Source organism: Microbispora sp. NPDC049125, from assembly GCF_040802045.1.
In the GTDB taxonomy this organism is placed as follows: Bacteria; Actinomycetota; Actinomycetes; order Streptosporangiales; family Streptosporangiaceae; genus Microbispora.
In genome coordinates, this window is sequence record NZ_JBEZDW010000003.1 from 157573 (window position 1) to 183731 (window position 26159).

Annotated in this window: 27 protein-coding genes; 16 read left to right on the plus strand and 11 right to left on the minus strand. The window is 70.7% G+C overall.

The window, feature by feature from the left end; genetic code table 11:
- Positions 1-1329 carry an SMI1/KNR4 family protein gene (locus tag AB0B72_RS04940; RefSeq protein WP_367736989.1) on the plus strand — a complete coding sequence of 443 codons (1329 nt, stop codon included), beginning with the start codon at positions 1-3 and terminating at the stop codon, positions 1327-1329.
- A gap of 46 nt (positions 1330-1375) precedes the next feature.
- Here the strand turns inward: AB0B72_RS04940 and AB0B72_RS04945 are convergent, their stop codons facing one another.
- Positions 1376-1987, minus strand: coding sequence for a DUF3043 domain-containing protein (locus AB0B72_RS04945; protein ID WP_367736990.1), 612 nt, complete (start codon positions 1985-1987; stop codon positions 1376-1378).
- Positions 1988-2131: 144 nt separating this feature from the next.
- Between AB0B72_RS04945 and AB0B72_RS04950 the strand changes: the two genes are divergently transcribed.
- From AB0B72_RS04950 to AB0B72_RS04970, 5 genes are read left to right on the plus strand one after another with little or no spacing between them, the layout of a single operon-like run.
- Positions 2132-2932 (plus strand): PspA/IM30 family protein, encoded by an 801-nt coding sequence (locus tag AB0B72_RS04950; protein WP_367736991.1) that lies wholly within the window; start codon positions 2132-2134, stop codon positions 2930-2932.
- The gene (locus AB0B72_RS04955; RefSeq protein WP_367736993.1) at positions 2929-3207 is read left to right on the plus strand and encodes a hypothetical protein; all 279 of its coding nucleotides are present in this window, start codon (positions 2929-2931) and stop codon (positions 3205-3207) included. Before AB0B72_RS04950 ends, AB0B72_RS04955 begins: the two co-directional genes overlap by 4 nt.
- Positions 3207-4106 (plus strand): zinc metalloprotease HtpX, encoded by a 900-nt coding sequence (gene htpX, locus AB0B72_RS04960; RefSeq protein WP_367736994.1) that lies wholly within the window; start codon positions 3207-3209, stop codon positions 4104-4106. Before AB0B72_RS04955 ends, htpX begins: the two co-directional genes overlap by 1 nt.
- Before the next feature lie 10 nt (positions 4107-4116).
- Complete coding sequence (locus AB0B72_RS04965) at positions 4117-4665, plus strand: hypothetical protein (protein ID WP_367736995.1); 549 nt, start codon at positions 4117-4119, stop codon at positions 4663-4665.
- A 44-nt stretch (positions 4666-4709) separates the two neighbouring features.
- Positions 4710-5459: a maleylpyruvate isomerase family mycothiol-dependent enzyme gene (locus tag AB0B72_RS04970; RefSeq protein WP_367736996.1), complete on the plus strand. Its 750-nt coding sequence runs from the start codon at positions 4710-4712 to the stop codon at positions 5457-5459.
- Positions 5460-5483: 24 nt separating this feature from the next.
- Here the strand turns inward: AB0B72_RS04970 and nadA are convergent, their stop codons facing one another.
- Positions 5484-6638: a quinolinate synthase NadA gene (gene nadA, locus AB0B72_RS04975; RefSeq protein ID WP_367736997.1), complete on the minus strand. Its 1155-nt coding sequence runs from the start codon at positions 6636-6638 to the stop codon at positions 5484-5486.
- 278 nt (positions 6639-6916) lie between these two features.
- Between nadA and AB0B72_RS04980 the strand changes: the two genes are divergently transcribed.
- Together AB0B72_RS04980 and AB0B72_RS04985 are read left to right on the plus strand one after the other, a co-directional pair.
- The gene (locus tag AB0B72_RS04980; protein ID WP_367736998.1) at positions 6917-7270 is read left to right on the plus strand and encodes a HesB/IscA family protein; all 354 of its coding nucleotides are present in this window, start codon (positions 6917-6919) and stop codon (positions 7268-7270) included.
- A 399-nt stretch (positions 7271-7669) separates the two neighbouring features.
- Positions 7670-8656, plus strand: a complete 987-nt coding sequence (locus AB0B72_RS04985; protein ID WP_367736999.1) for a carbohydrate kinase family protein — start codon at positions 7670-7672, stop codon at positions 8654-8656.
- A 32-nt stretch (positions 8657-8688) separates the two neighbouring features.
- On the opposite strand, the gene AB0B72_RS04990 is transcribed toward AB0B72_RS04985, so the two are convergent.
- On the minus strand, positions 8689-8910 hold the full coding sequence (locus AB0B72_RS04990; protein ID WP_367737173.1) for a sulfurtransferase TusA family protein: 222 nt from the start codon (positions 8908-8910) through the stop codon (positions 8689-8691).
- A 74-nt stretch (positions 8911-8984) separates the two neighbouring features.
- On the minus strand, positions 8985-10118 hold the full coding sequence (locus AB0B72_RS04995) for a cysteine desulfurase family protein (RefSeq protein ID WP_367737000.1): 1134 nt from the start codon (positions 10116-10118) through the stop codon (positions 8985-8987).
- A gap of 321 nt (positions 10119-10439) precedes the next feature.
- On the opposite strand from AB0B72_RS04995, the gene coxB reads away from it, so the two are divergent.
- The 4 genes from coxB (at position 10440) to AB0B72_RS05015 (ending at position 14513) form a co-directional block, all read left to right on the plus strand.
- Positions 10440-11135 carry a cytochrome c oxidase subunit II gene (gene coxB / locus AB0B72_RS05000; protein ID WP_367737001.1) on the plus strand — a complete coding sequence of 232 codons (696 nt, stop codon included), beginning with the start codon at positions 10440-10442 and terminating at the stop codon, positions 11133-11135.
- Positions 11132-12793, plus strand: a complete 1662-nt coding sequence (ctaD, locus tag AB0B72_RS05005) for a cytochrome c oxidase subunit I (protein WP_367737002.1) — start codon at positions 11132-11134, stop codon at positions 12791-12793. The genes coxB and ctaD overlap by 4 nt, the downstream gene beginning before the upstream one ends.
- On the plus strand, positions 12793-13188 hold the full coding sequence (locus AB0B72_RS05010) for a cytochrome c oxidase subunit 4 (protein ID WP_367737003.1): 396 nt from the start codon (positions 12793-12795) through the stop codon (positions 13186-13188). Before ctaD ends, AB0B72_RS05010 begins: the two co-directional genes overlap by 1 nt.
- Before the next feature lie 149 nt (positions 13189-13337).
- A complete protein-coding gene (locus AB0B72_RS05015) occupies positions 13338-14513 on the plus strand; it encodes an Ig-like domain-containing protein (protein WP_367737004.1) in 1176 nt (391 codons plus the stop codon).
- A 238-nt stretch (positions 14514-14751) separates the two neighbouring features.
- Here the strand turns inward: AB0B72_RS05015 and AB0B72_RS05020 are convergent, their stop codons facing one another.
- Genes AB0B72_RS05020 through AB0B72_RS05035 form a run of 4 tightly spaced genes read right to left on the minus strand, consistent with a single transcriptional unit; the run spans position 14752 to position 18894 of the window.
- A complete protein-coding gene (locus AB0B72_RS05020; protein WP_367737005.1) occupies positions 14752-16398 on the minus strand; it encodes a cytochrome bc complex cytochrome b subunit in 1647 nt (548 codons plus the stop codon).
- A complete protein-coding gene (locus tag AB0B72_RS05025; protein WP_367737006.1) occupies positions 16395-17477 on the minus strand; it encodes a Rieske 2Fe-2S domain-containing protein in 1083 nt (360 codons plus the stop codon). The genes AB0B72_RS05020 and AB0B72_RS05025 overlap by 4 nt, the downstream gene beginning before the upstream one ends.
- A complete protein-coding gene (locus AB0B72_RS05030) occupies positions 17474-18286 on the minus strand; it encodes a c-type cytochrome (protein WP_367737007.1) in 813 nt (270 codons plus the stop codon). Before AB0B72_RS05030 ends, AB0B72_RS05025 begins: the two co-directional genes overlap by 4 nt.
- Positions 18287-18303: 17 nt before the next feature.
- Positions 18304-18894, minus strand: coding sequence for a heme-copper oxidase subunit III (locus tag AB0B72_RS05035; protein WP_367737174.1), 591 nt, complete (start codon positions 18892-18894; stop codon positions 18304-18306).
- A 198-nt stretch (positions 18895-19092) separates the two neighbouring features.
- Here AB0B72_RS05035 and AB0B72_RS05040 point away from each other — a divergent pair, with 198 nt between their 5' ends.
- Positions 19093-19488 carry a hypothetical protein gene (locus tag AB0B72_RS05040; protein ID WP_367737008.1) on the plus strand — a complete coding sequence of 132 codons (396 nt, stop codon included), beginning with the start codon at positions 19093-19095 and terminating at the stop codon, positions 19486-19488.
- Positions 19489-19628: 140 nt separating this feature from the next.
- Positions 19629-20672, plus strand: coding sequence for an anthranilate phosphoribosyltransferase (gene trpD / locus AB0B72_RS05045; protein WP_367737009.1), 1044 nt, complete (start codon positions 19629-19631; stop codon positions 20670-20672).
- Positions 20673-20795: 123 nt separating this feature from the next.
- On the opposite strand, the gene AB0B72_RS05050 is transcribed toward trpD, so the two are convergent.
- The 3 genes from AB0B72_RS05050 to AB0B72_RS05060 all read right to left on the minus strand — a co-directional run bounded on the left by AB0B72_RS05050 (position 20796) and on the right by AB0B72_RS05060 (position 23483).
- Positions 20796-21083, minus strand: coding sequence for an Lrp/AsnC family transcriptional regulator (locus AB0B72_RS05050; protein ID WP_367737011.1), 288 nt, complete (start codon positions 21081-21083; stop codon positions 20796-20798).
- A gap of 70 nt (positions 21084-21153) precedes the next feature.
- Positions 21154-22875 (minus strand): DEDD exonuclease domain-containing protein, encoded by a 1722-nt coding sequence (locus AB0B72_RS05055; RefSeq protein WP_367737012.1) that lies wholly within the window; start codon positions 22873-22875, stop codon positions 21154-21156.
- Between the two features lie 47 nt (positions 22876-22922).
- Positions 22923-23483, minus strand: coding sequence for a GNAT family N-acetyltransferase (locus tag AB0B72_RS05060; RefSeq protein ID WP_367737014.1), 561 nt, complete (start codon positions 23481-23483; stop codon positions 22923-22925).
- Positions 23484-23629: 146 nt separating this feature from the next.
- Here AB0B72_RS05060 and AB0B72_RS05065 point away from each other — a divergent pair, with 146 nt between their 5' ends.
- Positions 23630-24946 carry an NYN domain-containing protein gene (locus AB0B72_RS05065; RefSeq protein WP_367737016.1) on the plus strand — a complete coding sequence of 439 codons (1317 nt, stop codon included), beginning with the start codon at positions 23630-23632 and terminating at the stop codon, positions 24944-24946.
- Positions 24947-25116: 170 nt separating this feature from the next.
- On the plus strand, positions 25117-26061 hold the full coding sequence (locus AB0B72_RS05070) for an NlpC/P60 family protein (protein ID WP_367737017.1): 945 nt from the start codon (positions 25117-25119) through the stop codon (positions 26059-26061).
- Positions 26062-26159: the final 98 nt, after the last annotated feature.

Below are 26159 nucleotides of genomic sequence, written 5' to 3' on the forward strand. Positions count from 1 at the left end.
GTGCGCGGGTTGATCGCTTCACGTCCCGTACGGCTGGCCCTCGTGGCCGCGCTGGTCCTCGGCGCGGCCTTCGGGCTCGCCCTCGTGCTGCGCGGACGGCGTGCTGCCCCGGCGGCTCGGCGGCCTCAGGCCGGTCAGCGGGACGCGGAAGGCCCTGCGTCGCCCGGCGGACGTGAGACCGGCCCGGAGCCGGCCGCCGCGGCGATCGATGAGCGCGGACGGCAGGCCCGGGCGAAGGCGTCCGTGCCCGCGGTGGGGAACGTCAGGCGATCCCCCCGCCGGAGGGTCCGGGTGACACGGGTCGCGGCGGTGCTGGGGGTCCTGGCAGCGCTTGGCGTGCTGGCCGTGGCATGGACTCTCGGCGTGGGTGACGGCACTTCCGCGGCGGCCGGGCACGGCGTCGCGAAGACGTCCACCGGTGCGGCGGGCGCCTCTCCCGGCGGCTGCCCGGCCGGGACGGCCCCGCCCTGCGGTGACGCCGTGGTCACGCCCGTGGCCGGGCATGCCGGTACGAGGTCCGCCACGCCCTGCGCCACGGCGAGCGACACGACGGAGAGCGGGGACGACGCCGGCGCTGACGCGGGCGCAGTGGCCGGGAACGCGGCGGGCGGCACCGGGGCCGACGGGGACGGCGGCCCCGCCGGGAACGTCGCGGGGAGGCGGCACGCGGCACGAGGGACGGTCCGGCCGATCGATCACCGGGTGACGGCGGCCGTGAACCGCCAGTGGCGCAGGATCGAGAGATGGCTCAGCGCGAACGCGCCGGCGACCCTCGCGCGGCTGAACGGCCCGGCGAGCCCGCGGCTGATCGCCAGGGCCGAGGCAAGGCTCGGGACGCGCATCCCCGACTCGCTGCGGGCGTCGATGCTGAGGCATGACGGGGCGCGGGGAGGCCTGGGCTTCCGGTTCCCCCCGTCGTTCCGGCTGCTGACCGTGCGGCAGGCCGTGGCTGCCGGCAGGGCCACCGGCGGGGCTGCCTGCGACGGCGGCTGGGTGCCCTTCGCGGTGGGTGAGGATGGCCGTCACCTGCTTGCCGGGTCCCGCACCGGAGAGGTCGCGTGGCGCACGGATGCCGCCAACGCCGGAGTCCCGGACGCGCAGAGCCCTGACGCTCACGGCTCGAACGCCGCCGGCCCAGATGCCGGGGCTTCTGACGGCGAAGCTGCGGGAGCCGTTGGCCCCGCTCCCTCCGGGCCGGGCGTGGCGGTGGCGTGGCCGTCGTACTACGGCCTGCTGAAGGCCACCGCCGACGCCCTCGTGAGCGGCACGCTCGTCGACGGGGCGAGGCCGGAGGTGACCCGGGGCGCGTTGGAGTGGACGCGCCGATGAGCGTCCGCCCGGCCCGGGACCCGGGCGGGGCGGACGCGCGGACCGCTCAGCGCTTGGCCGGCACCGGCGCGCCGCCGGGCAGGACGACCGGCTTGGGGAAGCGCAGCCGGCGGATCTGCGACGAACGCATGGCCGCGTAGAAGCCGACGCCCTTCAGGTCCTCGCCGGGGAACTTCTCCGCCGCCTCCTTCTTCACGCGACCGGCGACGTAGAAGGAGCTCACCAGGACGAGCACCATCACGACGGGCAGGGACATCGTGTAGACGAGGAGCACCACGCTGCGGATCTGGAGCGGGAACGGCACCATCGACAGCAGCATGATCACGAGGACGGCGGGCAGGAAGAACTGCCCGGGGAGGCGGCGGGAGTCGACCCAGTCGCGGGCGAACTTCCGCACGGGGCCGCGGTCGCGGGCGGGGAGATGACGCTCCTCCCCGCGGAGCATTCCCTCCCGCTGCCGGGCACGCAGCGCCTTGTCGCGGTCGCGCTGAAGCCGATAGGCCTCCTTGCGGTTGGAGGGAGCCGTCACCGGCGAGCGGCGGCGGCCCTGGGCCTCGCTCCGCTTCGGGGTGGGACGGCCCTTGCCCGGAGTGGTTACGGGCTTAGAATCATCTACGGGGGAGTCCTCCGTAGGGCTCTGCGTGCGACGTCGGAACACGCCGCCCAGCCTACCGGGAGTGCAACTTAGTGACGCCCTCGCGCGTTATGCGTAGGGTGAACCCAGGCGGCTTCGCCGCTTTTGAGGGGCTGGAACGACTGGGGTCACTCACGCACAACCTTGAGAAGGGGACGGCCGACGCGCATGAGCGTGATGAAGAGACTTTCCATGATCTTCAAGTCCAAGGCCAACAAGGCCTTGGACAAGATGGAGGATCCGCGGGAAACCCTGGACTATTCGTACCAGCGGCAGCTTGAGCTGCTGCAGAAGGTGCGCAGGGGAGTGGCGGACGTCGCCACCAGCCGCAAGCGGGTGGAGCTGCAGATCAACCAGCTCGAGGGCCAGGCCACCAAGCTGGAGAACCAGAGCCGGCAGGCCCTGGGGGCCGGCCGTGAGGACCTGGCGCGTGAGGCGCTCACCCGCAGAAACGGTCTCAACACCCAGATCGCCGACCTGCGCATCCAGTACAACAACCTCCAGGGCGAGGAGGAGAAGCTCACCCTCGCCAGCCAGCGGCTCCAGGCCAAGGTCGACTCCTTCCGCACGAAGAAGGAGACCATCAAGGCCACCTACACGGCCGCCGAGGCGCAGACGCGGATCAACGAGGCGTTCTCCGGGATCTCGGAGGAGATGGGCGACGTCGGCCTCGCCGTGCAGCGTGCCGAGGACAAGACCGCGCAGATGCAGGCGCGCGCCGGAGCGATCGACGAGCTGCTGGCCAGCGGCGCCTTGGAGGACTTCACCGGCCAGCGCGACGACATCCAGGCGGAGCTCGACCGCATGGGCGGCGGCCAGGACGTCGACCTGGAGCTGGCCCGTATGAAAGCCGAGCTGGGGCAGGGACCGGCGCCGAAGAGCGCGATCGAGGCCGGCCAGCAGGGTCAGGCGGCGCCCGCCAACCCGCAGCACACCCAGCAGCTGCGCCAGCCGGGGGAGGGCCTGTGATAGTCCGCATCATGGGCGAGGGCCAGGTGGAGATCGCCGCCGGCGACATCGAGGTGCTCAACGCGCTCGACAGCGAGCTCGAGGCCGCGATCGAGTCCGGCGACGAGGACCGGTTCCGCACCAAGCTGCACGCCCTGCTCGACAAGGTCCGCCACGTGGGCAAGGCCCTGCCGGACGAGTCGCTGGAGCCGTCCGAGCTCATCCTTCCGCCCGCCGACGCCTCCATCGAGGAGGTGCGGGAGATGCTCGGGGACACCGGGCTCATCCCCGGCTGATGTCCGCCACGCGGTTCGCCCCTGATCGCGGCCTGTCCATCCGGATGGCCGTGACGATGTTCCTGCTCGGCCTGCTGTACGTGGCCTTCATGGTGGTGCTGATCGTGGCCGGGGTCCGGGCGGTCGCCGTCCTGGTGATCGCCGCGGGCTTCCTCCTGGTGCAGTACTTCCTGTCCGACAAGATCGCGCTCTTCGCGATGAACGGGCGCGAGGTCTCCCCGGAGGAGGCTCCGGAGCTGCACGGGATCATCGATCGGCTGACCGCGATGGCCGGCATGCCGAAGCCCCGGGTCGCGATCGCGGACAGCGACATGCCCAACGCGTTCGCGACCGGGCGCAACCAGAAGAACGCGGTGGTCTGCGTGACCACGGGGCTTCTGCGCAGGCTCGACGCGCAGGAGCTCGAAGGCGTGATCGCGCACGAGATGTCGCACGTCGCCCACCGCGACGTCGCCGTGATGACGATCGCCTCGTTCCTCGGCATCGTCGCCGGGCTGATGACACGGTTCGCCCTCTACAGCGGCCTGGCGGGCGGCGGGCGCAGGGACAACAACAACGGCCCGCCGATCGGCCTGATCATCTTTCTGGTCTCCGGGCTGGTGTACGCGGTCAGCTTCCTGCTGACGCGGGCGCTGTCCCGCTACCGGGAACTGGCCGCCGACCGCGCCGCCGCGCTGCTGACGCAGCGGCCCTCCGCCCTCGCGAGCGCGCTCACGAAGGTCAGCGGCGAGATCGCCAGGATTCCCACGAAGGATCTGCGCCAGGCTCAGCCGTTCAACGCCTTCTACTTCGCCCCGGCCCTGTCGGGGCAGAGCATCGCCACGCTGCTGTCCACGCACCCGCCGCTGGAGCGCCGCCTGGAGCAGCTCGCCCGCGTGTCGGCCGCGCTGGGCCGCTGATGGGACGCTGATGGGCTGGTTCGACGCCCTGCTCGGGCGGTCCAAGCCGGCGAAGCCCGATCTCGACGCGCTGTTCGCGCTGCCGTCGGCCGCCGTCACGCTGGAGGCCGCGACCGGCTTCCGGCCGGCCGGTGTGGGGTCGGTCTCCTTCCGCGCGGCGGAAGGAGGCGCCTTCGCCCGGCTGGAGCGCGACGTCCAGTCGCTGATGGGCAAGGTGGAGGCCTCCGAGGACTCCTTCGGCTACACCTGGCTGCTGGTGCGCGAGCCCGATGTGTCCACCCTCGTCACCGACCTGCACGCCGCCAACTCGTCACTGGAGTCCGCCGGTTTCGGGCCGTCGCTGCTGTGCTCGCTCGTGGCGTTCGGCGACCCGTCTGGCCGGCGGCTCGCGCTGGTCTACCTCTACAAACGGGGCACGTTCTACCCGTTCGCCCCCCTCGGGGACAGCCGCAGGGACAACGCCCTGGAGCTGCAGGTGCGCGGGGTCCTCGCCGGCGAGCTGAAGATCGAGCCCGACCTGTCCAGCTGGTTCCCGGTCTGGGGCGCCCCGGGCCTGTGAGCCCCGGTTCCCCCGTTCCCCTTTCCGTACGCGCCGGAGGCACGATGAGGACGTGGACGCATCTCGAGTACGCGGAGGCCGCGGGCCGGGAGATCACGCGGATGGCCGGGGCCGTACGCGGGCTCGACCCGGCGGCGCCCGTGCCTACCTGCCCGGGATGGAACGTCGCGGACCTGGTCGCGCACACGGGGATGGTGCACCGGTGGGCGGCGGCGATGGTCAGGGACGCCGCGCCGCGCCGCTACGACCGTGACGCCATGGACCACGGGATCCCCGTCGACTTCGCGGGCTATCCCGGCTGGCTGGAGGCCGGCGGCGCGGTGCTCGTCGAGGCTCTCAAGGGGCAGGACCCGGACACGGAGGTGTGGGGCTGGGCGGGAGACCGGCGTGCCCGGTTCTGGTCCCGCAGGCAGCTCCATGAGACCGTCGTCCACCGGGCCGACGCCGAGATCGCGGGCGGCGTCGCGCCCCTCGTCGACGAGGACGTGGCGGCCGACGGCGTGGAGGAGTTCTTCGACGTGCTGCCGTACGCCCGCTGGCGGCCCGAGGTCGCCGAGCTCAGGGGCGACGGCGAGACGATCTCCTGGCAGACCGGCGGCGCCGGCTGGCTGGTCCGGCTGAGCCCGGACGGCTACACCTACGAGCGGTCGGGAGAGCCGGGCACGGTGACCGTACGCGCCGGCACCGCCGGCGAGCTGATGCTGATCGCCTGGGGACGGCGTGACCCGGAGGACCACGCCGTCGAGGGCGACGCCGCGCTGCTCCGCTGGTGGAGCGAGCGCTCACGCATCTGACGGATCCGCCTGACGGCGCCGAGACTAGGGGAGCGCCAGCATGCGGTCGAGCGCCACCTTCGCCCAGTGGGTGGTGTCCACGTCCACCGTGATCTGGTTGACGACCTCCCCCGCGGCCAGCGACTCCAGCGCCCACACGAGATGCGGCAGGTCGATGCGGTTCATCGTCGAGCAGTAGCACACGGTCCGGTCGAGGAACGTGATGGTCTTGTCCGGGTGGGCCGCAGCCAGGCGCTTGACCAGATTCAGCTCGGTGCCGACGGCCCAGGACGACCCGGCGGGAGCCTCGTCGAGCATGCGGATGATGAACTCCGTCGACCCCACGTGGTCGGCCTTGGTGACGACCTCGTGGCGGCACTCAGGGTGGACCAGCACGTTGACCCCCGGGATGCGCGCGCGCACCTCGTCGACGCACTCGGGGCTGAACCGCCCGTGGACGGAGCAGTGGCCCTTCCACAGGATCATCTTCGCGTTCTCGAGCTGCTCACGGGTCAGCCCGCCGTTCGGGCGGTGCGGGTTGTAGACGACGCAGTCGTCGAGCGACAGGCCCATCTCCAGCACCGCCGTGTTGCGCCCGAGGTGCTGGTCGGGCAGGAACAGCACCTTCTCGCCCCGCTCGAAGGCCCAGTCGAGGGCCCGCTTGGCGTTCGACGAGGTGCAGACGGCGCCGCCGTTGCGCCCGCAGAACGCCTTGATGTCGGCGCTGGAGTTCATGTAGGTGATCGGCACCACCCGGTCCGCGATGCCCGCGTCATCCAGGGCGTCCCAGCAGTCCTCGACCTGGGTGAAGGTGGCCATGTCGGCCATGGAGCAGCCCGCCGCGAGGTCGGGGAGCACGACCTTCTGGGCGTCGCCCGTCAGGATGTCGGCCGACTCGGCCATGAAGTGGACTCCGCAGAACACGATGTACTCGGCCTCGGGGCGGGCGGCAGCCTCGCGGGCCAGCTTGAACGAGTCGCCTGTCACGTCGGCGAACTGGATGACCTCGTCGCGCTGGTAGTGGTGACCGAGGACGAACAGCCGGTCGCCCAGCCGCTCCTTGGCCGCGCGGGCCCGCTCCACCAGCGCCGGGTCGGACGCGGCGGGCAGCTCACCGGGGCAGTCGACCCCGCGCTCGCTGCCGGGATCGGTGCCCTGACCGAGGATGAAGAGCGGAAGGCCGGTCTGTGTGATCGTCACGACCACACCCCCTTCGGGGACTTATCGTCGAACTGACGACTAATCATCGCACATGGTTCGTCCTCTTTGTCGCGGGGGCCGGTGGGGGGCACGCGGGCGTTCACTCAGGGCTCGCGCAGGGCTCGCGGGGTGGCGCGGGCGTCTCCCGGGGACGGGGCGCCAAGGAAGCGAGCCGGTGGAATGTGTGGCGATCGGCGGGTGTTGGTAGCGTCTAGGTAGGACGTCAAGACCAATCGGCCGCTCCGGGTGAGCGGTTGGCGCAGACGCGGGAGTCGCACATGACGGTTGAGAGCAGCGAGACCACGCAGCAGGGCCTGATCCTGACTGACGCGGCCGCCGGCAAGGTCAAGAGCCTGCTGGAGCAGCAGGGCGAGGAGGGACTGCAGCTGCGGGTGGCCGTCCAGCCGGGTGGTTGTTCCGGGCTGCGCTACCAGCTCTTCTTCGACGACCGTTCGATGGACGGCGACGTCGTGTCCAGCTTCGGCGGCGTGAGCGTCGTCACCGACCGGATGAGCGCGCCGTACCTCGTCGGCGCCACGGTGGACTTCGTCGACACCATCGAGAAGCAGGGCTTCACGATCGACAACCCCAACGCGACCGGGTCCTGCGCCTGCGGCGACTCGTTCAACTAGGACGTCCCGGCGAAGCGGCCTGGGGACGGGAGCCTCCAGGCCGGCCTCCGGTGTCCCCGGCGGAGGCCGGGTGCCCGATCCTCCGGGCAGGCGGGCCGCGTCCTTCGAGCCTCGTGACGGCGGCCCGTTCGAACGCCTCCGGACGCGTGGGCGCCTGAGCGGCCCCGGATCTCCTGAACGCCCCGTGCGGCAGTGCCGTACGGGGCGTCGCCATGTCCGAGACGGTACGCTCGACAGGTTCGCCATGACCGCTGGGCGGCTCATCGGCCCGTGACCCGTTCCGGCCCACGCCCCCGGCTCCACCTGTTCCCCGGACACCGTTACTCGGACAACGTCCCTTCGAACACCGTCCCACCGCATACCGTCCCCCGAGATGCTGACAACGAGGAGAATGACCCCGTGCGCATCGCCGTGACCGGCTCCATCGCCACCGACCATCTGATGACGTTCCCCGGCCGCTTCGGCGACCAGCTCATCGCCGAGCAGCTCGACCGTGTGTCGCTGTCGTTCCTGGTCGACGACCTGCAGATCCGCCGCGGAGGTTGCGCGGCCAACATCGCCTTCGGCATGGCGTGTCTGGGACTGACGCCGATCCTGGTCGGAGCCGTCGGCGCCGACTTCGCCGACTACCGGTCCTGGCTGACGCGGCACGGCGTCGACTGCGACTCGATCTACGTCTCGGAGCTGCACCACACGGCCCGGTTCCTGTGCACCACCGACGACGACCACAACCAGATCGCGTCGTTCTACACCGGCGCGATGGCCGAGGCGAGGGAGATCGAGCTCGGCCCGGTCGCCGAGCGCCTGGGCGGGCTGGACCTGGTGCTGGTGAGCCCCAACGATCCGGCGGCGATGCTGCGCCACACCGACGAGGCGCGCACCCGCGGCATCCCGTTCGCCGCCGACCCCTCCCAGCAGCTCGCGCGGATGCCCGGTGAGGAGATCCGGCAGCTCGTCGACGGCGCCGCCTACCTGTTCAGCAACGACTACGAGCTGGGCCTGATCCAGCAGAAGACCGGCTGGTCGGACGGGGAGCTCCTGGACCGGGTGGGCATCCGGGTCACCACCCTCGGTCCCAAGGGCGCCAGGATCGACCGCAAGGGCGAGCCGTCGCTGCACGTCTCCCCGGCCCCGGAGGCCGGCAAGGTCGACCCCACCGGTGTGGGCGACGCGTTCCGCGCCGGCTTCCTGTCGGGGCTCGCCTGGGGGCTGCCGCTGGAGCGGTGCGCCCAGATCGGCAACCTGACCGCCACCCACGTGCTGGAGCGGACCGGAGGCCAGGAGTACGAGCTGCGCCAGAGCGGGTTCCTCGACCGCTTCGCCTCCGCGTACGGCGGCGACGCGGCGGACGAGGTGGCCGCCCACGTCCGGTGTCACCACGCCTGACGGCGGGTCTCCCCGGGGGGCGGCGGTCCGCGTCAGTAGTTGCGGCGCACGTGGATGGACCAGCCGCCTCCGGGCAGCTCGTGGCTCGCCACGTGCTCGTGCGACTTGAGGCGGCACCAGGCGGGGATGTCGGTGAACGCGGCGGGGTCGTCGGCCAGCACGGCGACCACGTCGCGCATCGCCACGTCGTTGATCCGCTCGGCCAGCATGATGATGGGGATGGGGCACTTGCGGCCCAGCGCGTCGATCGTCAGCGCGGGCCGCTCCTGCGGCTGCGCCGGCTCAGCCGGGGCGGCCTTCGGCCCGTCGCCCGTCCGTCTTCGCCAGATCACTGGACCCCCAAGCTCGACCGGATGCGCCGCACGATGTCCGGAAGCACCGCCAGGAAGCGGTCGACGTCCTCCTCGGGCACGCCACGGGGGAGCGATACCCGGACGTTTCCGTGCGTAAGCACTCCCATGGCCTCCAGAACATGTGATGGCCGAAGCGTACTCGCCGTACAGGAGCTTCCGGACGAAATGGCGAAGCCGGCCCGGTCGAGCTCGGTCAGCAGCGCCTCACCTTCGACGTAGAGGCAGGAGAACGTGACGATGTGCGGCAGCCGCCGCACGGGGTCGCCGATCACCTCGACGTCCGGCACCAGCCGCGGCACCTCGGCGCGGATCCGGTCGACCAGGGCCGACAGGCGGCGGCCCTCCGCCGCTTCCTCGGCCGCCCGCGCGCGCAGCGCGGCCGCCGCGGCCACGACGGCGGGCACGTTCTCGAACCCCGGCACCCGCCGGCGCTCCCGCTCGTCCTCCGGGTACGGCGACCGCCAGCGGACGCCCTTGCGGACCGCGAGCACCCCCACGCCGGCGGGGCCGCCCCACTTGTGCGCGCTCGCGGTGAGGACCGACCACCCCGCCGGGACCGGCAGCCGCCCGGCCGACTGGGCGGCGTCGACCAGCAGCGGCACCCCGGCCGCGCGGCACGCCTCGGCCGCCTCCTCGACCGGCTGGAGCGTCCCCACCTCGTGGTTGGCCGTCTGGAGGCAGGCCAGGGCCGTGCCGGGGCGGGAGACGGCGGCGGCGAACGCCGCCGCGTCGACGCGGCCGGTGATGTCCACGCCGACGGTCTCCGCGGTGCCGCCGCCGCGCTCGTGCACCTCGGCGGCGTGCAGCACGCTGGAGTGCTCGACCGCGCCCGTCACGAGGTGGCGTCCCACCCGGCGGCGGCCGTCGAGCGTCCCGAGAACGCCCAGGTGGACGGCCTGCGTGCCGGAGGCGGTGAACGACACCTCGTCGGGGCGGGCGCCGAGATGCCCGGCTACCTCCGCCCTCGCCTGCTCCAGTAACATCTGGGCGCGGCGCGCGGCGCCGTACAGGCGCGCGGGGTCGGCCCAGCCGGCCTCGATCGCCGCCAGCAGCGCGTCGCGGGCCGAGGGGTGAAGCGGTTCGGTCGACGCCGCGTCGAGGTAGGCCACAGTTAGGACATTAACGGGGGCTGCTCAGAGGGGCGGGGCCGGTCCGCGCTAATGTGTCCCCCAGCGTGAACTCAACAAGTAGAGGGTGCGACGGCGGGAAAGACATGCTGGTCGCACCCAATGGTCAAATTGGAAAAATCGCCCGGGAGAGGAACTCCTGGGCTTCATCTGTGGGGTAGGCGATCCGTGAGTCCGACCCGCCGTACGACACGGCGACCGTGGGCACGCCGCCGGTTGCCCGGCGCCGCCGCCGTGGTGCTGCTGGTGGCGTCCGCGACGGCGTGTAGCAACGATGCGCTCGATCAGTGGTCCCGAGGAGGCATGCCGGAGGGTGTCACCAAGCAGGCCGGCATCGTCCAGACCTTGTGGAACGGGAGCTGGATCGCGGCTCTGGCCACCGGCGTGGTCGTCTGGGGCCTGATCCTGTGGGCCTGCGTGTTCCACCGCAAGAAGAAGGGCTCGACCGACGCCCTGCCCCCTCAGGTGCGGTACAACCTGCCGATCGAGATCCTCTACACCGTGGTGCCGGTCATCATGGTCGCGGTGTTCTTCTACTTCACCGCGCGGGACGAGAGCGCGATCACGAAGATCACGCAGGACGCCCCGGTGAAGGTGGCCGTCGAGGGATACCAGTGGAGCTGGCGCTTCACCACGGACTACCAGGGCCAGAAGGCGGTCACCGCCGGCGTCCCGGTGGACCTGAGCAAGCAGAGCCCGCAGACCCCGCAGGGGCCCCAGCTCGTGCTGCCGGTCAACACCCAGGTGCAGTTCGACCTGCACTCGCCTGACGTCATCCACTCGTTCTGGGTGCCCGCGTTCCTCTTCAAGCAGGACGTCTTCCCCGGCAACGTGCACAACCGTTTCCAGATCACGACGCTCAACCGGACGGGTGTCTTCTTCGGCCGCTGCGCCGAGCTCTGCGGCACAGAACACAGCAAGATGCTGTTCTCCGTGAAGCTCGTCCCGCAGGCGGAGTTCGACCAGTACATCAAGAGCCAGGCGGGGAGTGCGCAGTGACCGCCATCCAGGAACCGGCCCGCATCGCGCCGAGGCCGTACACCAAGGGCACGGTCATCGCCAAGTGGCTGTCCTCGACCGACCACAAGGTGATCGGTCACCTCTACCTGATCTCGTCGTTCGTGTTCTTCATGATCGGCGGCGTCATGGCGCTGGTCATCCGCGCCGAGCTCGCCCGCCCGGGGCTGCAGTTCGTGTCGACGGAGCAGTACAACCAGCTGTTCACCATGCACGGCACGATCATGCTGCTGATGTTCGCGACGCCGCTGTTCGCGGGGTTCGCCAACGAGCTGATGCCGTTGCAGATCGGCGCCCCCGACGTGGCGTTCCCCCGGCTGAACATGGTGAGCTACTGGCTCTACCTGTTCGGCAGCACGATCGCCGTCGCAGGCTTCTTCACCCCCGGCGGGTCCGCCTCCTTCGGCTGGACCGCCTACACGCCGCTGTCCAACGTGATCACCTCGCCCGGCGTCGGCAGCGACCTGTGGATCATGGGTCTGGCGCTGTCCGGCCTCGGGACGATCCTCGGCGCGGTGAACTTCATCACCACCATCGTCACGATGCGCGCCCCCGGCATGACGATGTTCCGCATGCCGATCTTCACCTGGAACATCCTGCTCACCAGCATCCTGGTGCTGCTGGCCTTCCCGGTGCTGGCGGCCGCGCTGCTCGCCCTGGAGGCCGACCGGAAACTCGGGGCCCACATCTTCGACTCGCCGACCGGCGGCCCGATGCTGTGGCAGCACCTGTTCTGGTTCTTCGGCCACCCCGAGGTCTACATCATCGCGCTGCCGTTCTTCGGCATCATCACCGAGATCCTGCCCGTCTTCAGCCGCAAGCCGGTTTTCGGGTACATCGGCCTGGTCGGCGCGACGATCGCCATCGCCGGTCTTTCCGTGACGGTCTGGGCGCACCACATGTTCGTCACCGGGCAGGTGCTGCTGCCGTTCTTCTCGTTCATGACGTTCCTCATCGCGGTGCCGACCGGCGTGAAGTTCTTCAACTGGATCGGCACCATGTGGCGGGGGCACCTGTCGTTCGAGACGCCGATGCTGTTCGCCGTCGGCTTCCTGGTGACCTTCCTGTTCGGCGGCCTGACCGGCGTCATCCTGGCCTCGCCGCCTCTGGACTTCCACATCAGCGACACCTACTTCGTCGTCGCCCACTTCCACTACGTGGTCTTCGGCACCGTGGTGTTCGCGATGTTCGCGGGCTTCTACTTCTGGTGGCCCAAGTTCACCGGCCGGATGCTCAACGACAAGCTGGGCAAGGTCCACTTCTGGACCCTGTTCTTCGGGTTCCACCTCACCTTCCTGGTGCAGCACTGGCTCGGCGTCGTCGGCTTCCCCCGGCGGTACGCCGACTACTCGGCGGCGGACGGCTTCACCGATCTGAACATGATCTCGTCGGCGGGCGCGTTCCTGCTGGGCGCCTCCACGCTGCCGTTCCTCTACAACGTGTGGCGGACCTGGCGGACCGCCCCGAAGGTCATGGTCGACGACCCATGGGGGTACGGCAACTCGCTCGAGTGGGCCACCTCCTGCCCGCCCCCGCGGCACAACTTCACGTCGCTGCCGCGCATCCGTTCCGAGCGCCCGGCGTTCGATCTCAAGTACCCGCACCTCGCGGCCAAGCCGGCACTGGAGGACGAGGCCTGATGAAGATCCAGGGGTGGATGTTCCTGCTCTGCGGCGTCTTCTTCGCCGCGGCCGACGTCGTGTACTGGTTCTGGTCGAAGGAGCCGACCGGCACCACGGCCATGGCCATCTCCGTGGGCCTCGCGTTCATGATCGGCTACTACCTGCTGTTCACGGCCCGCCGGATCGGCGACCAGCCGGAGGACAACAAGGAGGCCGACATCAGCGACGGCGCGGGGGAGATCGGCTTCTTCAGCCCGCACAGCTGGTGGCCTCTGTTCGTCTGCCTGTCGGCGGCGCTGACGTTCTTCGGCTTCGCCATCGGCCTGTGGCTGTTCTTCATCGGCCTGTTCGCCACGATCATGAGTGCGATCGGCTTCGTCTTCCAGTACTACCGGGGCAACTTCTCGCACTGATCCCCGTCACGCATCCTCACCGGCGCGGCCGGTCGGCGACCTCGCCGGCCGGCCGCGCCGTTCTTTGCCGTGATTCGGCCTGCTCCCTGCGAGGACCGCGCGTGACCGGGGAATAACCCTCGGAAACCGCCCGGTGGAGGGAGATCGACGTGCGAGCTGGTGCGGGGGCGCTGGCCCTGCTGGTGCTGGCGGGATGCTCCGCCACATCACAGGAGTCCGGCGGCAGGCAGGAGCCGAAGGCGGCGATCAGCATCAGCCCGCCGGCAGGTGGACGGGACCTGCCGGCTGAGATGCCCATCACGGTGGGCGCTGTGGAGGGCAGGCTCACCAGGGTGGCCGTCGAGGCCGCCGGACGGCCCGTGGCGGGCGTCTACAGCGCCGACCACACGCAGTGGCGCAGCGAGCGCTCGATGGCCCCTGGGACCTCCTACAGCGTCCGCGCGGTGGCCGCGGCGAAGGGCGGCGGGTCGGTCGAGACGACCGGGGAGTTCTCCACCCGGAGGGCGGCCAGGACCTTCGGCATCCAGACACTGCTGCCGAACAAGCAGGACACCGGCCTGACGGTCGGCGTCGGCATGCCCATCATGGTCACCTTCGACCAGAAGGTCACCGACCGCGTGTCGGTGGAGCGCAACCTCATCGTCGAGGCGTCCCGGCCGATCGAGGGCGCCTGGCACTGGTTCGACGACAAGAACGTGGTCTTCCGGCCCAAGGAGTACTGGCCGGCCCACACCAAGGTGCGGTTCATCGCCCGTCTGGCGGGCGTGCGCGGCGCGGACGGCATGTACGGCAAGCAGGACTACGTCCGCGACTTCGAGATCGGCCGGTCGCAGATCAGCAACGCCGACACACAGACCCATTACATGAAGGTCGAGCGCGACGGCAAAGTGATCCACAACTGGCCGATCAGCGCGGGGATGGCCGACGTCTACCGCCACACCACCACCAACGGCATCCATCTGGCGATGACGCGGGAGGACGTCACCGTCATGACGTCGCCGGACGCGTCCCCGGGACAGTCCGGGTACTACCAGACCACCGTCTACAACAGCGTCCGCATCTCCAACAGCGGTGAGTACGTGCACGGGGCTCCGTGGTCGGTGGGGGACCAGGGCAACTCCAACGTCAGCCACGGCTGTGTGAACCTCAGCCCGGAGCGGGCGAAATGGTTCAAGAACAACACCCTGATCGGCGATCCGATCATCATTCGCGGGACGCCGCGCGAGCTGGAGCCGACCAACGGCTGGGGGCACTGGCAGGAGAACTGGCGAGACTGGCTGAAGTGGAGCCGCCTGCGCGCCGACACCGCCGGGCGGCTGACGTAGGCCGCTGCGGCGCCACCCACCCAGGAGAGCGCGGTCTCCTGGGTGCCTGCGGTTCCTGAGAGCGCGCTGTCCGGGGAGCAGGGATTCACCGGCTCCCAGCGCACGGATCAGCGCACGGATCACCGGGAAGGCGCCCTCGACGGCGAACGGCCCGGACGGGGGTCTCCCCGTCCGGGCCGTTCGTTCGCCGGTCGAGCGTCTCGGGCGCTCCGATGCCGCGGAGCGCCCGTGGCCGAGGCTAGTGGAGCTCCTTGCGGTCTCCCGCTCCGACCGCCGCGTGCTCCTCTTCCGCGCCGTCGTGACCGTCGGCGTGGCCGTCGTGACCGTTCCCCAGGGGGACGAGGTCCGTGCCGTACGTCTCGCTCATCCGGGTGCGGAGGCGGCCGAGCGCCGTGCGGGCGCTCTTCGGCGGCACGCCGTCGCCGTCGGGGGAGCTCTCCAGAACGGGGATCTCCCTCTTGCCCCTGATGTGCTCGGCGATGTCCTCCGCCGCCGGAGTGTGCACCTCGATGTACTGGCCGTTCGGCAGCCGCTTGATGACGCCGGACTCGACGCCGTGCCCCAGCACGTCGGCGTCCCTGCGCTGCAGCCCGATGCACATCCGGTACGTGACGAAGTAGGCGATCGCCGGGCCGATGAAGATGGCGAAGCGGCCGATGATGGTCGTCGTGTACAGGTCGATGTGGAAGTTGGAGGAGATCACGTCGTTGGCGCCCAGCAGCCACAGGACGCCGTAGAACGTGATGCCCGCCATGCCGATCGACGTGCGGTGCGGGTTGTTACGCGGCCGGTCGGCCACGTGGTGCTCGCTGCGGTCGCCCGTGACCCACTGCTCGACGAACGGGTACAGCGCCAGGCCGGTCATCACCAGCCCCAGCGGCACCAGCGCCGGGATCAGCACGCTCATGGTGACCGTGTGACCGAAGAGGTTGATCTCCCACGGAGGCATGAGCCGCAGCGAGCCCTCGAGGAAGCCCATGTACCAGTCGGGCTGCGAGCCGGCCGAGATGTTCGCCGGATTGTACGGCCCGAACAGCCACACCGGGTTGATCTGCGCGAACGCCCCCAGGAGGGTGACCACGCCGAACGTGAACAGGAAGAACGCGCCCGACTTGGCCATGAAGGCCGGGTAGAACGGGGCGCCGACCACGTTGCGGTTGGTCCGGTCCTTGCCCGGCATCTGCGTGTGCTTCTGCACCCACATGATGATCATGTGCGCGGAGATGAGCGCCAGCAGGATGCCCGGGATGAGCAGGATGTGGATCGTGAAGAACCGCGGGATCACGTCGTGGCCGGGATACTCGCCGCCGAACAGGAAGAACGCCAGGTACGTGCCGACCACCGGGATGCCGAGCATGACGCCCTCGGTGATCCGCAGGCCCGCGCCGGACAGCAGGTCGTCGGGGAGCGAGTAGCCGGTGAGGCCTTCGAGCAGGGCCAGCGTGAGCAGCCCGATGCCGATGAGCCAGTTGATCTCGCGCGGCTTGCGGTACGCGCCGGTGAAGAAGACCCGGAGCATGTGCACCGTCATGCCGCCGATGAACAACAGGGCCGACCAGTGGTGGATCTGCCGGATCAGCAGGCCGCCGCGGACGTCGAAGCTGATGTGCAGCGTCGACTCGTAGGCCTCCGACATGCGCACGCCGACCAGCGGCGCGTACGTGCCGCCGTAGGTGACCTCGCTCATGCTCGGCTTGAACCACAGCGTCAGGAACGTGCCGGTCAGCAGCAGGATGATGAACGAGTAGAGCGCGATCTCACCCAGGAGGAACGACCAGTGGTCGGGGAAGATCTTCCTCATGTTGCGCTTGAGGAAGCTCCCCGCCCCGAGACGGTCGTCGATGAACGTCGAGACGCCGGTTATGGCTTTCGGGGGAGCGTTCATGACGCGGTCTCCCTTGCTTGCGCTTCAGCGTCGCCGCGCTCCCAGAAGCTGGGGCCGACGGGCACCTTGAAGTCGGACTTGGCGACGAGGTAACCCTCCTCGTCGATGCCGAGGGGGAGCTGCGGCAGCGGCCGGGCGGCGGGGCCGAAGATGACCTTCGCTCCGTCGGCCGCGTCGAACGTCGACTGGTGACACGGGCAGAGGATGTGGTGCGTCGTCTGCTCGTACAGCGCGGCGGGGCAGCCCACGTGGGTGCAGATCTTCGAGTACGCGACGATGCCGTCGTGGGTCCAGTTCTTGTTCGTCCCGGACTTGAGCTCCTCGGGGCGGAACTTGAGCAGGATCAGCGTCGACTTGGCCAGCTCGTCCAGGTTCTCCTCGTAGCCCTCGGGGACCACGGAGAGGATGCCGCCGGGCGAGTTGAAGTCCGCGGCCCTGATCGGCTGGCCGCTGCCCTCGACGACGAGCCTGCGCGGCTTGCCGTCCTTGGTCGGCGCTCCCCACGCGGTGTGCCTGAGCGAGGCGCCGGGCAGCGGGCCGAGGTCCCTGAGCAGCACCAGCGGCGCCAGGCCCAGCGGCGCGGTGGCCAGCAGCAGTGTGCGGCGCAGCATCTTGTGCTTGACGAAGCCGCTCTCGTCGGCGCCCGCGACGAAGGTCTTCTCGACGTACTCGCGGGTGGCCGGGTCGGTCGTCGCCATCACGTGGCGCTCCTGGACCATGTTGTACTTCGGCATGACCTGCCGCACCCACACCGTGATGCCGGAGGCCAGCGCGAACAGGGCCAGGGCGAGCGTGCCGCCGAGCGCGTAGTTCGACGTCGCCGTCTTGTCGATCGTGCCGACCTGGAACATGACGTACGACACGATGAACGCGGCGCCGGCCAGGAAGGCGACCAGGAACGCCAGCGAGGCGCGCCGCTCGCCCCGGCGCGCCTGGGCCGGGTCCTGCGGGACCACGCCGGGCACGTCGTCGGGCGTGGTGATGGGATCGGTGTCGAGGATCGGCTCGTCGGGCGGAGGGGTGCCGATGACGCGCGCCGGCACCCGGCTCTCGGGCTGGTCCGTGTGCTGTTGTGTCATGCCTGCGCCCGTCGCTTCTTCGCAGTGATCCAGATGGAGGCCAGGATCAGAAGGCTGAGACCCACGATCCACCCTACAAGGCCCTCGGTGACGGGCCCGATCCGGCCCAGACCGGAGCCACCCGGGTCGGTCTGCTCCCGTACCTGGGTGATGTAGGCGATCATGTCCCGCTTCTGCTCGGGGGTGATCGTCGAGTCGTTGAAGACGGGCATCGCCTGCGGGCCCGTGATCATCGCCTCGTAGATCTGCGTCGGCGTCGCCGGGTTGAGCGGCGGGGCGTACTTGCCGTACGTCAGCGCGCCGCCGGCACCCACGAAGTTGTGGCACTGGATGCAGTTGGCGCGGAACAGCTCGCCGCCCTTGCCGGGGTCGCCCTTGGCCGCGTCGACCTGCTCGGCGCCCGGCACGGTGGGGCCGCCGCCCAGCGACTGCACGTAGGCGGCCAGGTCCTTGATCGCCTGGTCGTCCGCCCAGTCGGGGCGCGGCTTGCGGGGGGCCTGGGCGCCGGCGTCGGCGGCCGGCATGCGGCCCGAGCTCACCTGGAAGTCGACGGCCGCGGCGCCGACGCCGACGAGCGTCGGGGCCTTCGCGCTGCCCTCGGCGTTCATCCCGTGACAGCTCGCGCAGTGGGCCACGAACAGGCTCTTGCCCTGCGCCACGTCGTCGGCCTTGCCGGACGCGATCGCGGCGTCCGCCGTGCCGCCGTTCGGCGCGGCGAGGGCGTATCCGCCGCCGAGCAGGCCCAGCGAGAGCGCCACGACGGCGACTCGCGCGAGGGGATGGCGCCGTCGGGCGGTGATCGAGTTCACCGAATTTCCCGTTCCGATCATTTGATGATGTAGATGGTCGCGAAAAGGCCGATCCAGACCACGTCGACGAAGTGCCAGTAGTAGGACACGACGATCGCGCTGGTCTGCTGCTCATACGTCAAGCGCTTCGCGGCGTACGTGCGTCCCAGGATGAACAGGAACGCGATCAGACCACCCGTCACGTGCATGCCGTGGAAGCCCGTGGTGAGGTAGAACACCGAGTCGTACGGGGAGTGCGAGAGGACGTGACCCTCTTTCGCGAGGTTCCCGTACTCCCAGAGCTGCCCGCCCACGAAGAAGGCACCCATCAGGAAGCTTACGACATACCAGAATCGCAGCTTCTTGACCTGGCCCTTCTCCACGGCCCACACGCCCAGCTGGCACGTGACACTCGACAGGACCAGGACGGTCGTGTTGAAGGTCGCGAACGGGACGTTGAGGTCCGCCTCGGGCCACGGCTGGCCCTGCCCGAGGCTGACCGACCGGATGGTGAAGTACATCGCGAACAGCGCCGCGAAGAACATGAGCTCAGAGGACAACCACACGATCGTGCCGACCTGAACGAGGTTCGGCCGGCTGGACCCGTGCGGTCTCGTCGTCGAAGTAATTGCGGATGCTGTCGCCACGCCAGCATTATTGCGGCTCCCCAGCTCGGGTCGCCCCACGACCCCCCGTTAGGGGCTGCTCGCACCCATCAAACGGGCATGTCGCCCCATGACACGGCAAGCGGGCCGGGGCTGCGCGCCAGGTGGCGCCGCCGGTAGCATCACGATGACCATACCCCGCGATTCGACAGTGAGCGTGACATGAGGGTTCTCGTCTACAGCGACGACGCAGGCACCCGGGAGAAGGTGCGGCTGGCCATCGGGCGGCGTCCCGCCGCCGACGTGCCCCTCACCGAGATCGTGGAGTGCGCCACGCAGCCCGCGGTGATCAAGCACCTGGACTCCGGCGAGATCGACATCGCCGTCCTGGACGGCGAGGCCGTCCCCGCCGGCGGGATGGGCGTCAGCAGGCAGGCGAAGGACGAGGTGCACGACTGCCCGCCGATCCTGCTGCTGATCGGCCGTCGCGACGACCGGTGGCTGGCCAACTGGTCCCGCGCCGACGCCGTCGTCGCGCACCCGATCGACCCCATCGTGCTCGCCGAGACCGTGGCCGGCCTCATGCGGGGCCGGCTCAGCGTCGCCCGGTCCGACTGATCCCGCACCGGTTTTCCTTCCGCTCCATCCCGCCGTACGCCACGGGCCTCCCGGGGGCGTACGGGAGGGGACGTGCCCGTACGCGGCACGGCCCGCGAATCCCGATCCCTGACCTCGACATCGACTCCGCGGAGCCCATCATGGACACGCGCACCACCTGGCCCTCCTTGCTGAACGCGCTGCTCACCGGCGAGAACCTGACGTCGGACGAGACGTCGTGGGCCATGGGCGAGATCATGTCGGGGTCGGCGACGCCCTCCCAGATCGCCGCCTTCGTCGTCGCGCTGCGGGGGAAGGGCGAGACGGTCGCCGAGGTGACCGGCCTGGCCCGCGCCATGCTCGACCGCGCGACCCCGCTGACCGTCGAGGGGCCGGTGGTCGACGTCGTCGGCACCGGCGGCGACCGGGCACACACGGTGAACGTGTCGACCATGGCCGCGATCGTCGCCGCGGCCGCCGGGGCGCGGGTCGTCAAGCACGGCAACCGCGCCGCCTCGTCCCTGTGCGGTGCCGCCGACGTGCTTGAGCACCTCGGCGTCGCCCTCGACCTGCCGCCCGCCGTCACCGCCCAGGTGGCGGTGGAGGCGGGCATCGCGTTCTGCTTCGCGCCCGTCTACCACCCCGCGCTGCGGTTCGCCGGCCCGACCCGCAAGGAGATCGGCGTCCCGACCGTCTTCAACTTCCTCGGCCCGCTGACCAACCCCGCCCGGCCGTCGGCGCAGGCCATCGGCGTCTACGACGCGCGGATGCTGCCGGTCGTCGCCGGGGTCTTCGCCGAGCGCGGCGTGTCCGCGCTGGTCTTCCGCGGGGAGGACGGCCTGGACGAGCTGTCCACGGCCGCTCCCTCGACGGTCTTCGTCGTGCGGGACGGCACGGCCACGCAGCTGACGTTCGACCCCGTCGACATCGGCGTCCCCCGATCCCGGCCGGACGACCTGCGCGGCGGCGACGTGGAGTTCAACGCGGCGGCCGTGCACGACCTGCTGCGGGGGAAGACGGGGCCGGTGCGTGACGCGGTGCTGCTGAACGCGGCGGCGGCCCTGGTCGCCCTGTCCGGCCCCGGCGACGACCTCGTGTCCGACCTGGGGGCGGCCTACGCCCGCGCCGCCGAGGCGGTCGACACCGGCCGGGCCGCCGGCACGCTGGAGCGGTGGGTGCGGATCAGCCGGGCCCTCACCGCCTGACGCCCCTCCGCCCTCTCCGGGCCGCCCTCTCGGGGCCGGGTGCCTTCGAGGCGCGCGTCCGCCCGCTCAGCCCGGCGTGAGTCCCGTCAGCTCCCCGGTCGTGAGGTCGCCGGCGGCGCCGCCTCAGTCGGCGTCGCCGAGGCCGAGGGAGAAGGCCGCCTCGAGGTCGTGGCGCGAGTAGGTGCGGAAGGCGATGTGGGTCTCGGTGTGCCGGACACCGGCCACCTTGTTCACCCGGCCCGGGATCACCTCGGCGATGTCCTCGTACCGCTGGACCCTGACCATGGCCAGCAGGTCGAACTCGCCGGTGATCGAATACACCTCGCTGACGCCGCCGATCTCGGCGATCGCCTGCGCGACCTCGGGAATCCGGTCGACGTCCGCCTTGATGTGCACGATCGCGGTGACCATTCCGGTTGTCTCCTGCTTCGTCGCGTTTACGCCCTGTGCCGCGGAAACTCCTGTGCCCCAGACATTAGCGTCATCGCAGCGGCCTCCCCTCACGCCGGTCGCCCCGCAACGCCTGGTAGGCCCGCTCGATCCGCTCGGTGAGCCGGCCGGCGCCGTACGCGGGGAGGCTCCAGGTGCCCTCGACCCGGACCAGCCGCACGCCGGGGGAGTCGAGCCAGCGCAGCACGCACTCGGTCTCCTCGGCGCTGGCGGCGGGGGTGGGGCCCGGCCCGGGGGTGACGGTCTCGGCGGTGGCCACCAGGGCGTCGACGTAGGGCGTGGGGTGCGCGCCCCGTGGCATCACGCCCGCCGCGGCGAGCCTGCCGTACCGGACGACGTGGATGTCCCACCCGCCGTCGAAAGCGGGGCTGGCCGCGATCATCTGCGGGATGCCGGTCAGCGAGCTGAGGCGCTGCATGCGGGCCGCCGCCCGGACGTACGCCGCGAGCCGGTCGCGGTCGACGGCCGCCTCCTCGTACCGCTGCTCGGCCGACAGGCGCCGCATCCGCGCCTCCATGGCGGAGAACACGATCTCCGGGTCATGCTGCATGGCGTGCCGGGCGCCGCTGACGTGCCGGCCGTAGGTCTCCTGGCTCTCGCGGCCCTCGCACGGCGCGCCGCAGCGGCCGATCTCGGCCAGCGCGCAGGCGGGGCGCCGGACGCGGGCCGACAGCCGCTCGGTGCACTGGCGCAGCGGCAGCGCCTCGTGCATCGCGGTCCTCGCGTCGTCGGCGGTGCGGGTGCTGCCGAAGGGGCCGAGGTAGGCGCCGCCGTCGTCCTTCACCTCGCGGACGATGCTGAGCCGGGGGAACGGCTCGTCGGTCAGCTTCAGCCACACCACCCGCTCGGGAAAGCGCGATCTGCGGTTGTACCGCGGCTTCGTCGCACCGATCATCCTGAGCTCGCGGATCTCGGCCTCCAGGGCCGTGGCGCAGACGATCGTCCGCACCCGCTCCGCGATGCCCACCATCTCCCTGATCCGCGCGCGCGTCTCGCTCGCGGTGAAGTAGCTGCGGACGCGGTTGCGCAGGTTGGTGCTCTTGCCGATGTACAGCGCCTCGCCCTTGGCGTCCTCGAAGACGTAGACGCCCGGGACGCCGGGCACGCCCTCGGACAGGTGGCGTTTGCGGCGCTGCTCGGGGGTGGGGGCGCGGACGAAGCCGCGCAGCTCCTCAAGGGTGTGGACGCCGAGCGAGCCGACCCGGCCGATGAGCCCGTGCAGGACGTCGACCGTCGCCCGGGCGTCGGAAAGCGCGCGGTGACAGGGCTCGGTGGAGCTGCGGAAGACCCTGGCGAGGGTGCCGAGCTTGCAGTTGGGGGTCTCGTCACGGGTGAGCACCCGCCGCGCGAGGTCGGCGGTGTCGACCACCGGGTTGGCCGGCGGCGGGTAGCCGGAGGCGGCGCAGGCGGCCCGGATGAACGACATGTCGAACGGCGCGTTGTGCGCCACCAGCGCCGCTCCCTTGGCGAACTCCAGGAAGCTCGGCAGCACCTCCGTGAACTTCGGGGCGGCGATCACCATGGCGTCCGTGATGCCGGTCAGCACCGAGATGAAGGGCGGGATCGGGCCGCCGGGGTCGACCAGCGTGGCGAACTCGCCGAGCACCTCGCCGCCGCGCACCTTGACCGCGCCGATCTCGGTGATGGCGTGCTCGGCGGCGGAACCGCCCGTCGTCTCAAGGTCGAAGACGACGAACGTCACGTCTCGCAGGGGTGTGCCGAGCTCGTCCAGCGTGCCTTGTACCGCATCCACGCCCATGACCATAGAGATCCCGACCGACATTCGCGCCACGCCCGAGGTCAGGCAGGGTTCTCCCACTCCCGCCGCAGCATGGCGTAGACCAGCTCGTCGCTCCACTCGCCCGCGAAGAACTCGTTCTCCACGAGGTGGGCCTCCCGGCGCATGCCGAGACGCTCCATGACACGCGCCGACGAGGTGTTGCGGGCGTCGCAGCGGCCGTAGATCCTGTGCAGCCCCAGCTCGCGGAAGCCGAGCCGCAGCAGCTCGCGCGCCGCCTCCGTGGCCAGCCCCCGGCCCTGGTACGCCGGGTTGAAGACGAAGCCGATCTCGCCCTGGCGGTGCTCCTCGCTGCGCCAGAAGAGGGTCAGGTCCCCGATGACGACGCCGGTCTCGGGCAGCTCGACGGCGACGCTCAGCGCGTCGCCGTCCTCCCGCAGGCAGGCCTGGGCGATCTTGACGTCCAGCGCCGCCCGGGTCTCCTCCCTGGTGCGGGCGTCCCAGTAGAGGTACGTCGTCACCTCGGGCAGGGAGTGGAACGCGTACAGGTCGTCGAGGTCGCCGGGGCGGAAGGGGCGGAGGATGAGTCTCGGGGTCGCTATGGGATAGGAGGGCGTCAGCACGGACCGAGCCTAGGACCACCCGTGCCGCCCGCCGTGCCGGCCACCGTGCCGGCCACCGTGCCGCCCGCCGGAGATCGGCGCGCTCGACTCGTACACGGGTGCGGCGGTCGTACTCTTGTAAGAAGACACATACAAGGAGCGACGAGATGAGTTCAGCCGGAGAGGGCCTGTCTCGTCCGTTGCCCGAGCAGGTCCGGTTACATGTCGTGGAGGTCGCCGCGCAGGTGCTCGGCTCCATGCAGGCGACCGCGGTCCCGCCGCCGCTGCGCGGCATCGCCAAGTTCGACCCACGCAAGCGGGCCCGGCTGGGCAGCGCGCCGATCGCCGCCCAGCTGGAGAACGACAAGGAGTTCCGCGAGCTGGTGGCCGAGTCGCTGCAGGCGGCCTGGCCGGAGCTGGTGGCGAGCCTCGCCGAGGGCACCGTCCCTCCGGCGGCCGAGCCGGTCCTGGTCGCGGCCGCCGCCTACCTGACCCGGCCGCCCGGATGGCCCGGCCTGGTGGAGGAGGCGCGGGCCGACCTGGAGCGGGCCGCCTCCGCCGGCACGCAGCGTGAGCAGGCGGAGATACGGCTGCGCGAGCAGCTCGCGGCGCATCGGGCCGCGGCCAAGGAGGAGATCGAGCGGGTCCGCGAGCAGCTCAGGTCCGCCCGCGCGGAGAACTCGGACCTGCGGCGCAAACTGCACGACGCCCGGGAGCGGACGAAGGCGGCCGAGGCGCGCGCCGACGCTCTGGAGGCCGAGACCGCCGAGGCCAGGTCCAGGGCCTCCAGCGCCAACGGGGCCGCCGAGTCCGAGCTGCGCAGGCTCAAGGAGCGGCTCGCCGACGCCGAGCGCCAGATCGAGGCCAGCCGCCGGGCCGCCCGGGAGGGCCGCAGCATGGAGGACGCCCGCGTCCGCGTGCTGATGGACGCCCTGCAGGACGCGGCGGCCGGCTTGCGCAAGGAGCTCGGGCTGCCCACCACGATCAGCAGGCCGGCCGACTACGTGTCCGCCGTCACCCCCGGGGAGCCCGGCGTGACCGGCGTTCCCGCGCGCGCCCTGGCCAACGACGACCCCCAGCTCCTCGATCAGCTCCTGGCGATCCCCAACCTGCACCTGATCATCGACGGCTACAACGTGACCAAGACCGGCTACCCGTCGCTCACCCTGGCCGACCAGCGCGCCCGGCTCCTGACCGGGCTCGGCGGCCTCGCCGTGCAGGTCAGGGTGGAGGTGACCTGCGTGTTCGACGGCGCCGAGCTCAACGGGCCGGTCCAGGTCTCGGCGCCGCGGGGCGTGCGGGTGATGTTCAGCGCGCCCGGGGAGATCGCCGACGACCTGATCCGCAGGCTGGTGCGGGCCGAGCCGGTCGGCCGTGCCATCGCCGTCGTCTCCTCCGACCGCGAGGTGGCCGACTCGGTGCGCCGGATGGGGGCGCGTCCGGTGCCGTCGCTGACGCTGCTGCGCCGCCTCGGCAGGAGCTGACCCGGCCGTCCGCTCAGGGGCGGGCACGCTCCGCTCTCATCCCGTCGCCATTGGTGATGAGTGCCGCGAATACCTGCGAATAGGTTGTAGCTTCAAGATCGCCTAGATAGAGTCGCGCCGCAGGTTGAGGTCGATTCCGCTAGGGGGCCCGAGTGCGAGGGCGAGTACCGGTGGCCACGGCCGTGGCCGCCGCGGTTCTGCTGTTGCCGGTCGCGAGCGCACAGGCGGATCCGAAGCCGACGCTCGCTCAGGCCAAGGCGAAACTGCAGAAGCTGAACTCCCAGGCCGACCAGCTCGTGGACCGCTATAACGCGGCCAGTGAGAAGTGGAAGAAGGCCAAGAAGCAGTACCTCGCGCTGAACGGCGACTACAAGAAGCAGTCCGTCCGGGTGGACGCCCTCCGATCCGGGCTGGTCACGATGGCGGTCAACACCTACCAGGTCGGCGGGGACGCCGGTTTGGGCGGCGTCATCTCCGGCGGAGACCCCGGAGTGACGCTCAGCGGCCTCGCGGCGCTCGACCAGATCTCGCAGGAGCGGGCCGGGCGCCTCCGGGAGTACGAGGACGCCATCAAGGGCCTGAAGGACCGCAGGAACCAGAAGAAGGCGCTCTACGAGGCGGCCACCAAGGTCAAGGCCGAGCTGGCCGGCGAGAAGGACAAGGTCGACGACCTCGTCGACGAGCAGACGCGGCTGCTGCGCAAGCTGGGCGCGTACAACGCCGGCAATCCGAACAGCCCAGGCGTCGTCTACAGCGGCCCCGCGTCAGGCAACGCGCTGGCGGCGCTGCAGTTCGCCTACAAGCAGGTGGGCAAGCCGTACCGCTACGGGGGGACCGGCCCGGGGGCGTGGGACTGCTCCGGCCTCGTGCAGGGCTCGTGGGCGGCGGCGGGGGTCAACCTGCCGCGGACGAGCTACGAGCAGTGGGCGTGGGGCGCGAGCCGCAGAGTGTCGCTCGACGCCCTGGAGCCGGGGGATCTGCTTTTCCACGCGGGGTACGGCCATGTGGGCATGTACGCCGGCAACGGCAAGGTCGTCCACGCCCCGCAGACCGGAGACGTCGTGAAGATCGTCAGTCTCTCCGAGTATCACGCGATCGGGGCCGTACGCCCCTGAGGGTTACCTGGCGGGGTTAGTTCTGTTACCTGTGTTGCGTCAGCCATGCCCTGATGCGGGCGTTGTGAGCAGAGTCACATTTACCTCTTCGTTACATG

Excerpts from the sequence above, each read along its gene's own strand:
- AB0B72_RS05040 (WP_367737008.1), top strand. The coding sequence starts at position 19,093 with ATGAGGGTTCTCGTCTACAGCGACGACGCAGGCACCCGGGAGAAGGTG.
- trpD (WP_367737009.1), top strand. The coding sequence starts at position 19,629 with ATGGACACGCGCACCACCTGGCCCTCCTTGCTGAACGCGCTGCTCACC.
- AB0B72_RS05020 (WP_367737005.1), bottom strand. The coding sequence starts at position 16,398 with ATGAACGCTCCCCCGAAAGCCATAACCGGCGTCTCGACGTTCATCGAC.
- AB0B72_RS05050 (WP_367737011.1), bottom strand. The coding sequence starts at position 21,083 with ATGGTCACCGCGATCGTGCACATCAAGGCGGACGTCGACCGGATTCCC.
- AB0B72_RS04980 (WP_367736998.1), top strand. The coding sequence starts at position 6,917 with ATGACGGTTGAGAGCAGCGAGACCACGCAGCAGGGCCTGATCCTGACT.
- AB0B72_RS04965 (WP_367736995.1), top strand. The coding sequence starts at position 4,117 with ATGGGCTGGTTCGACGCCCTGCTCGGGCGGTCCAAGCCGGCGAAGCCC.
- AB0B72_RS05010 (WP_367737003.1), top strand. The coding sequence starts at position 12,793 with ATGAAGATCCAGGGGTGGATGTTCCTGCTCTGCGGCGTCTTCTTCGCC.
- AB0B72_RS04970 (WP_367736996.1), top strand. The coding sequence starts at position 4,710 with ATGAGGACGTGGACGCATCTCGAGTACGCGGAGGCCGCGGGCCGGGAG.
- AB0B72_RS04950 (WP_367736991.1), top strand. The coding sequence starts at position 2,132 with ATGAGCGTGATGAAGAGACTTTCCATGATCTTCAAGTCCAAGGCCAAC.
- AB0B72_RS05025 (WP_367737006.1), bottom strand. The coding sequence starts at position 17,477 with ATGACACAACAGCACACGGACCAGCCCGAGAGCCGGGTGCCGGCGCGC.
- htpX (WP_367736994.1), top strand. The coding sequence starts at position 3,207 with ATGTCCGCCACGCGGTTCGCCCCTGATCGCGGCCTGTCCATCCGGATG.
- coxB (WP_367737001.1), top strand. The coding sequence starts at position 10,440 with ATGCCGGAGGGTGTCACCAAGCAGGCCGGCATCGTCCAGACCTTGTGG.
- AB0B72_RS05065 (WP_367737016.1), top strand. The coding sequence starts at position 23,630 with ATGAGTTCAGCCGGAGAGGGCCTGTCTCGTCCGTTGCCCGAGCAGGTC.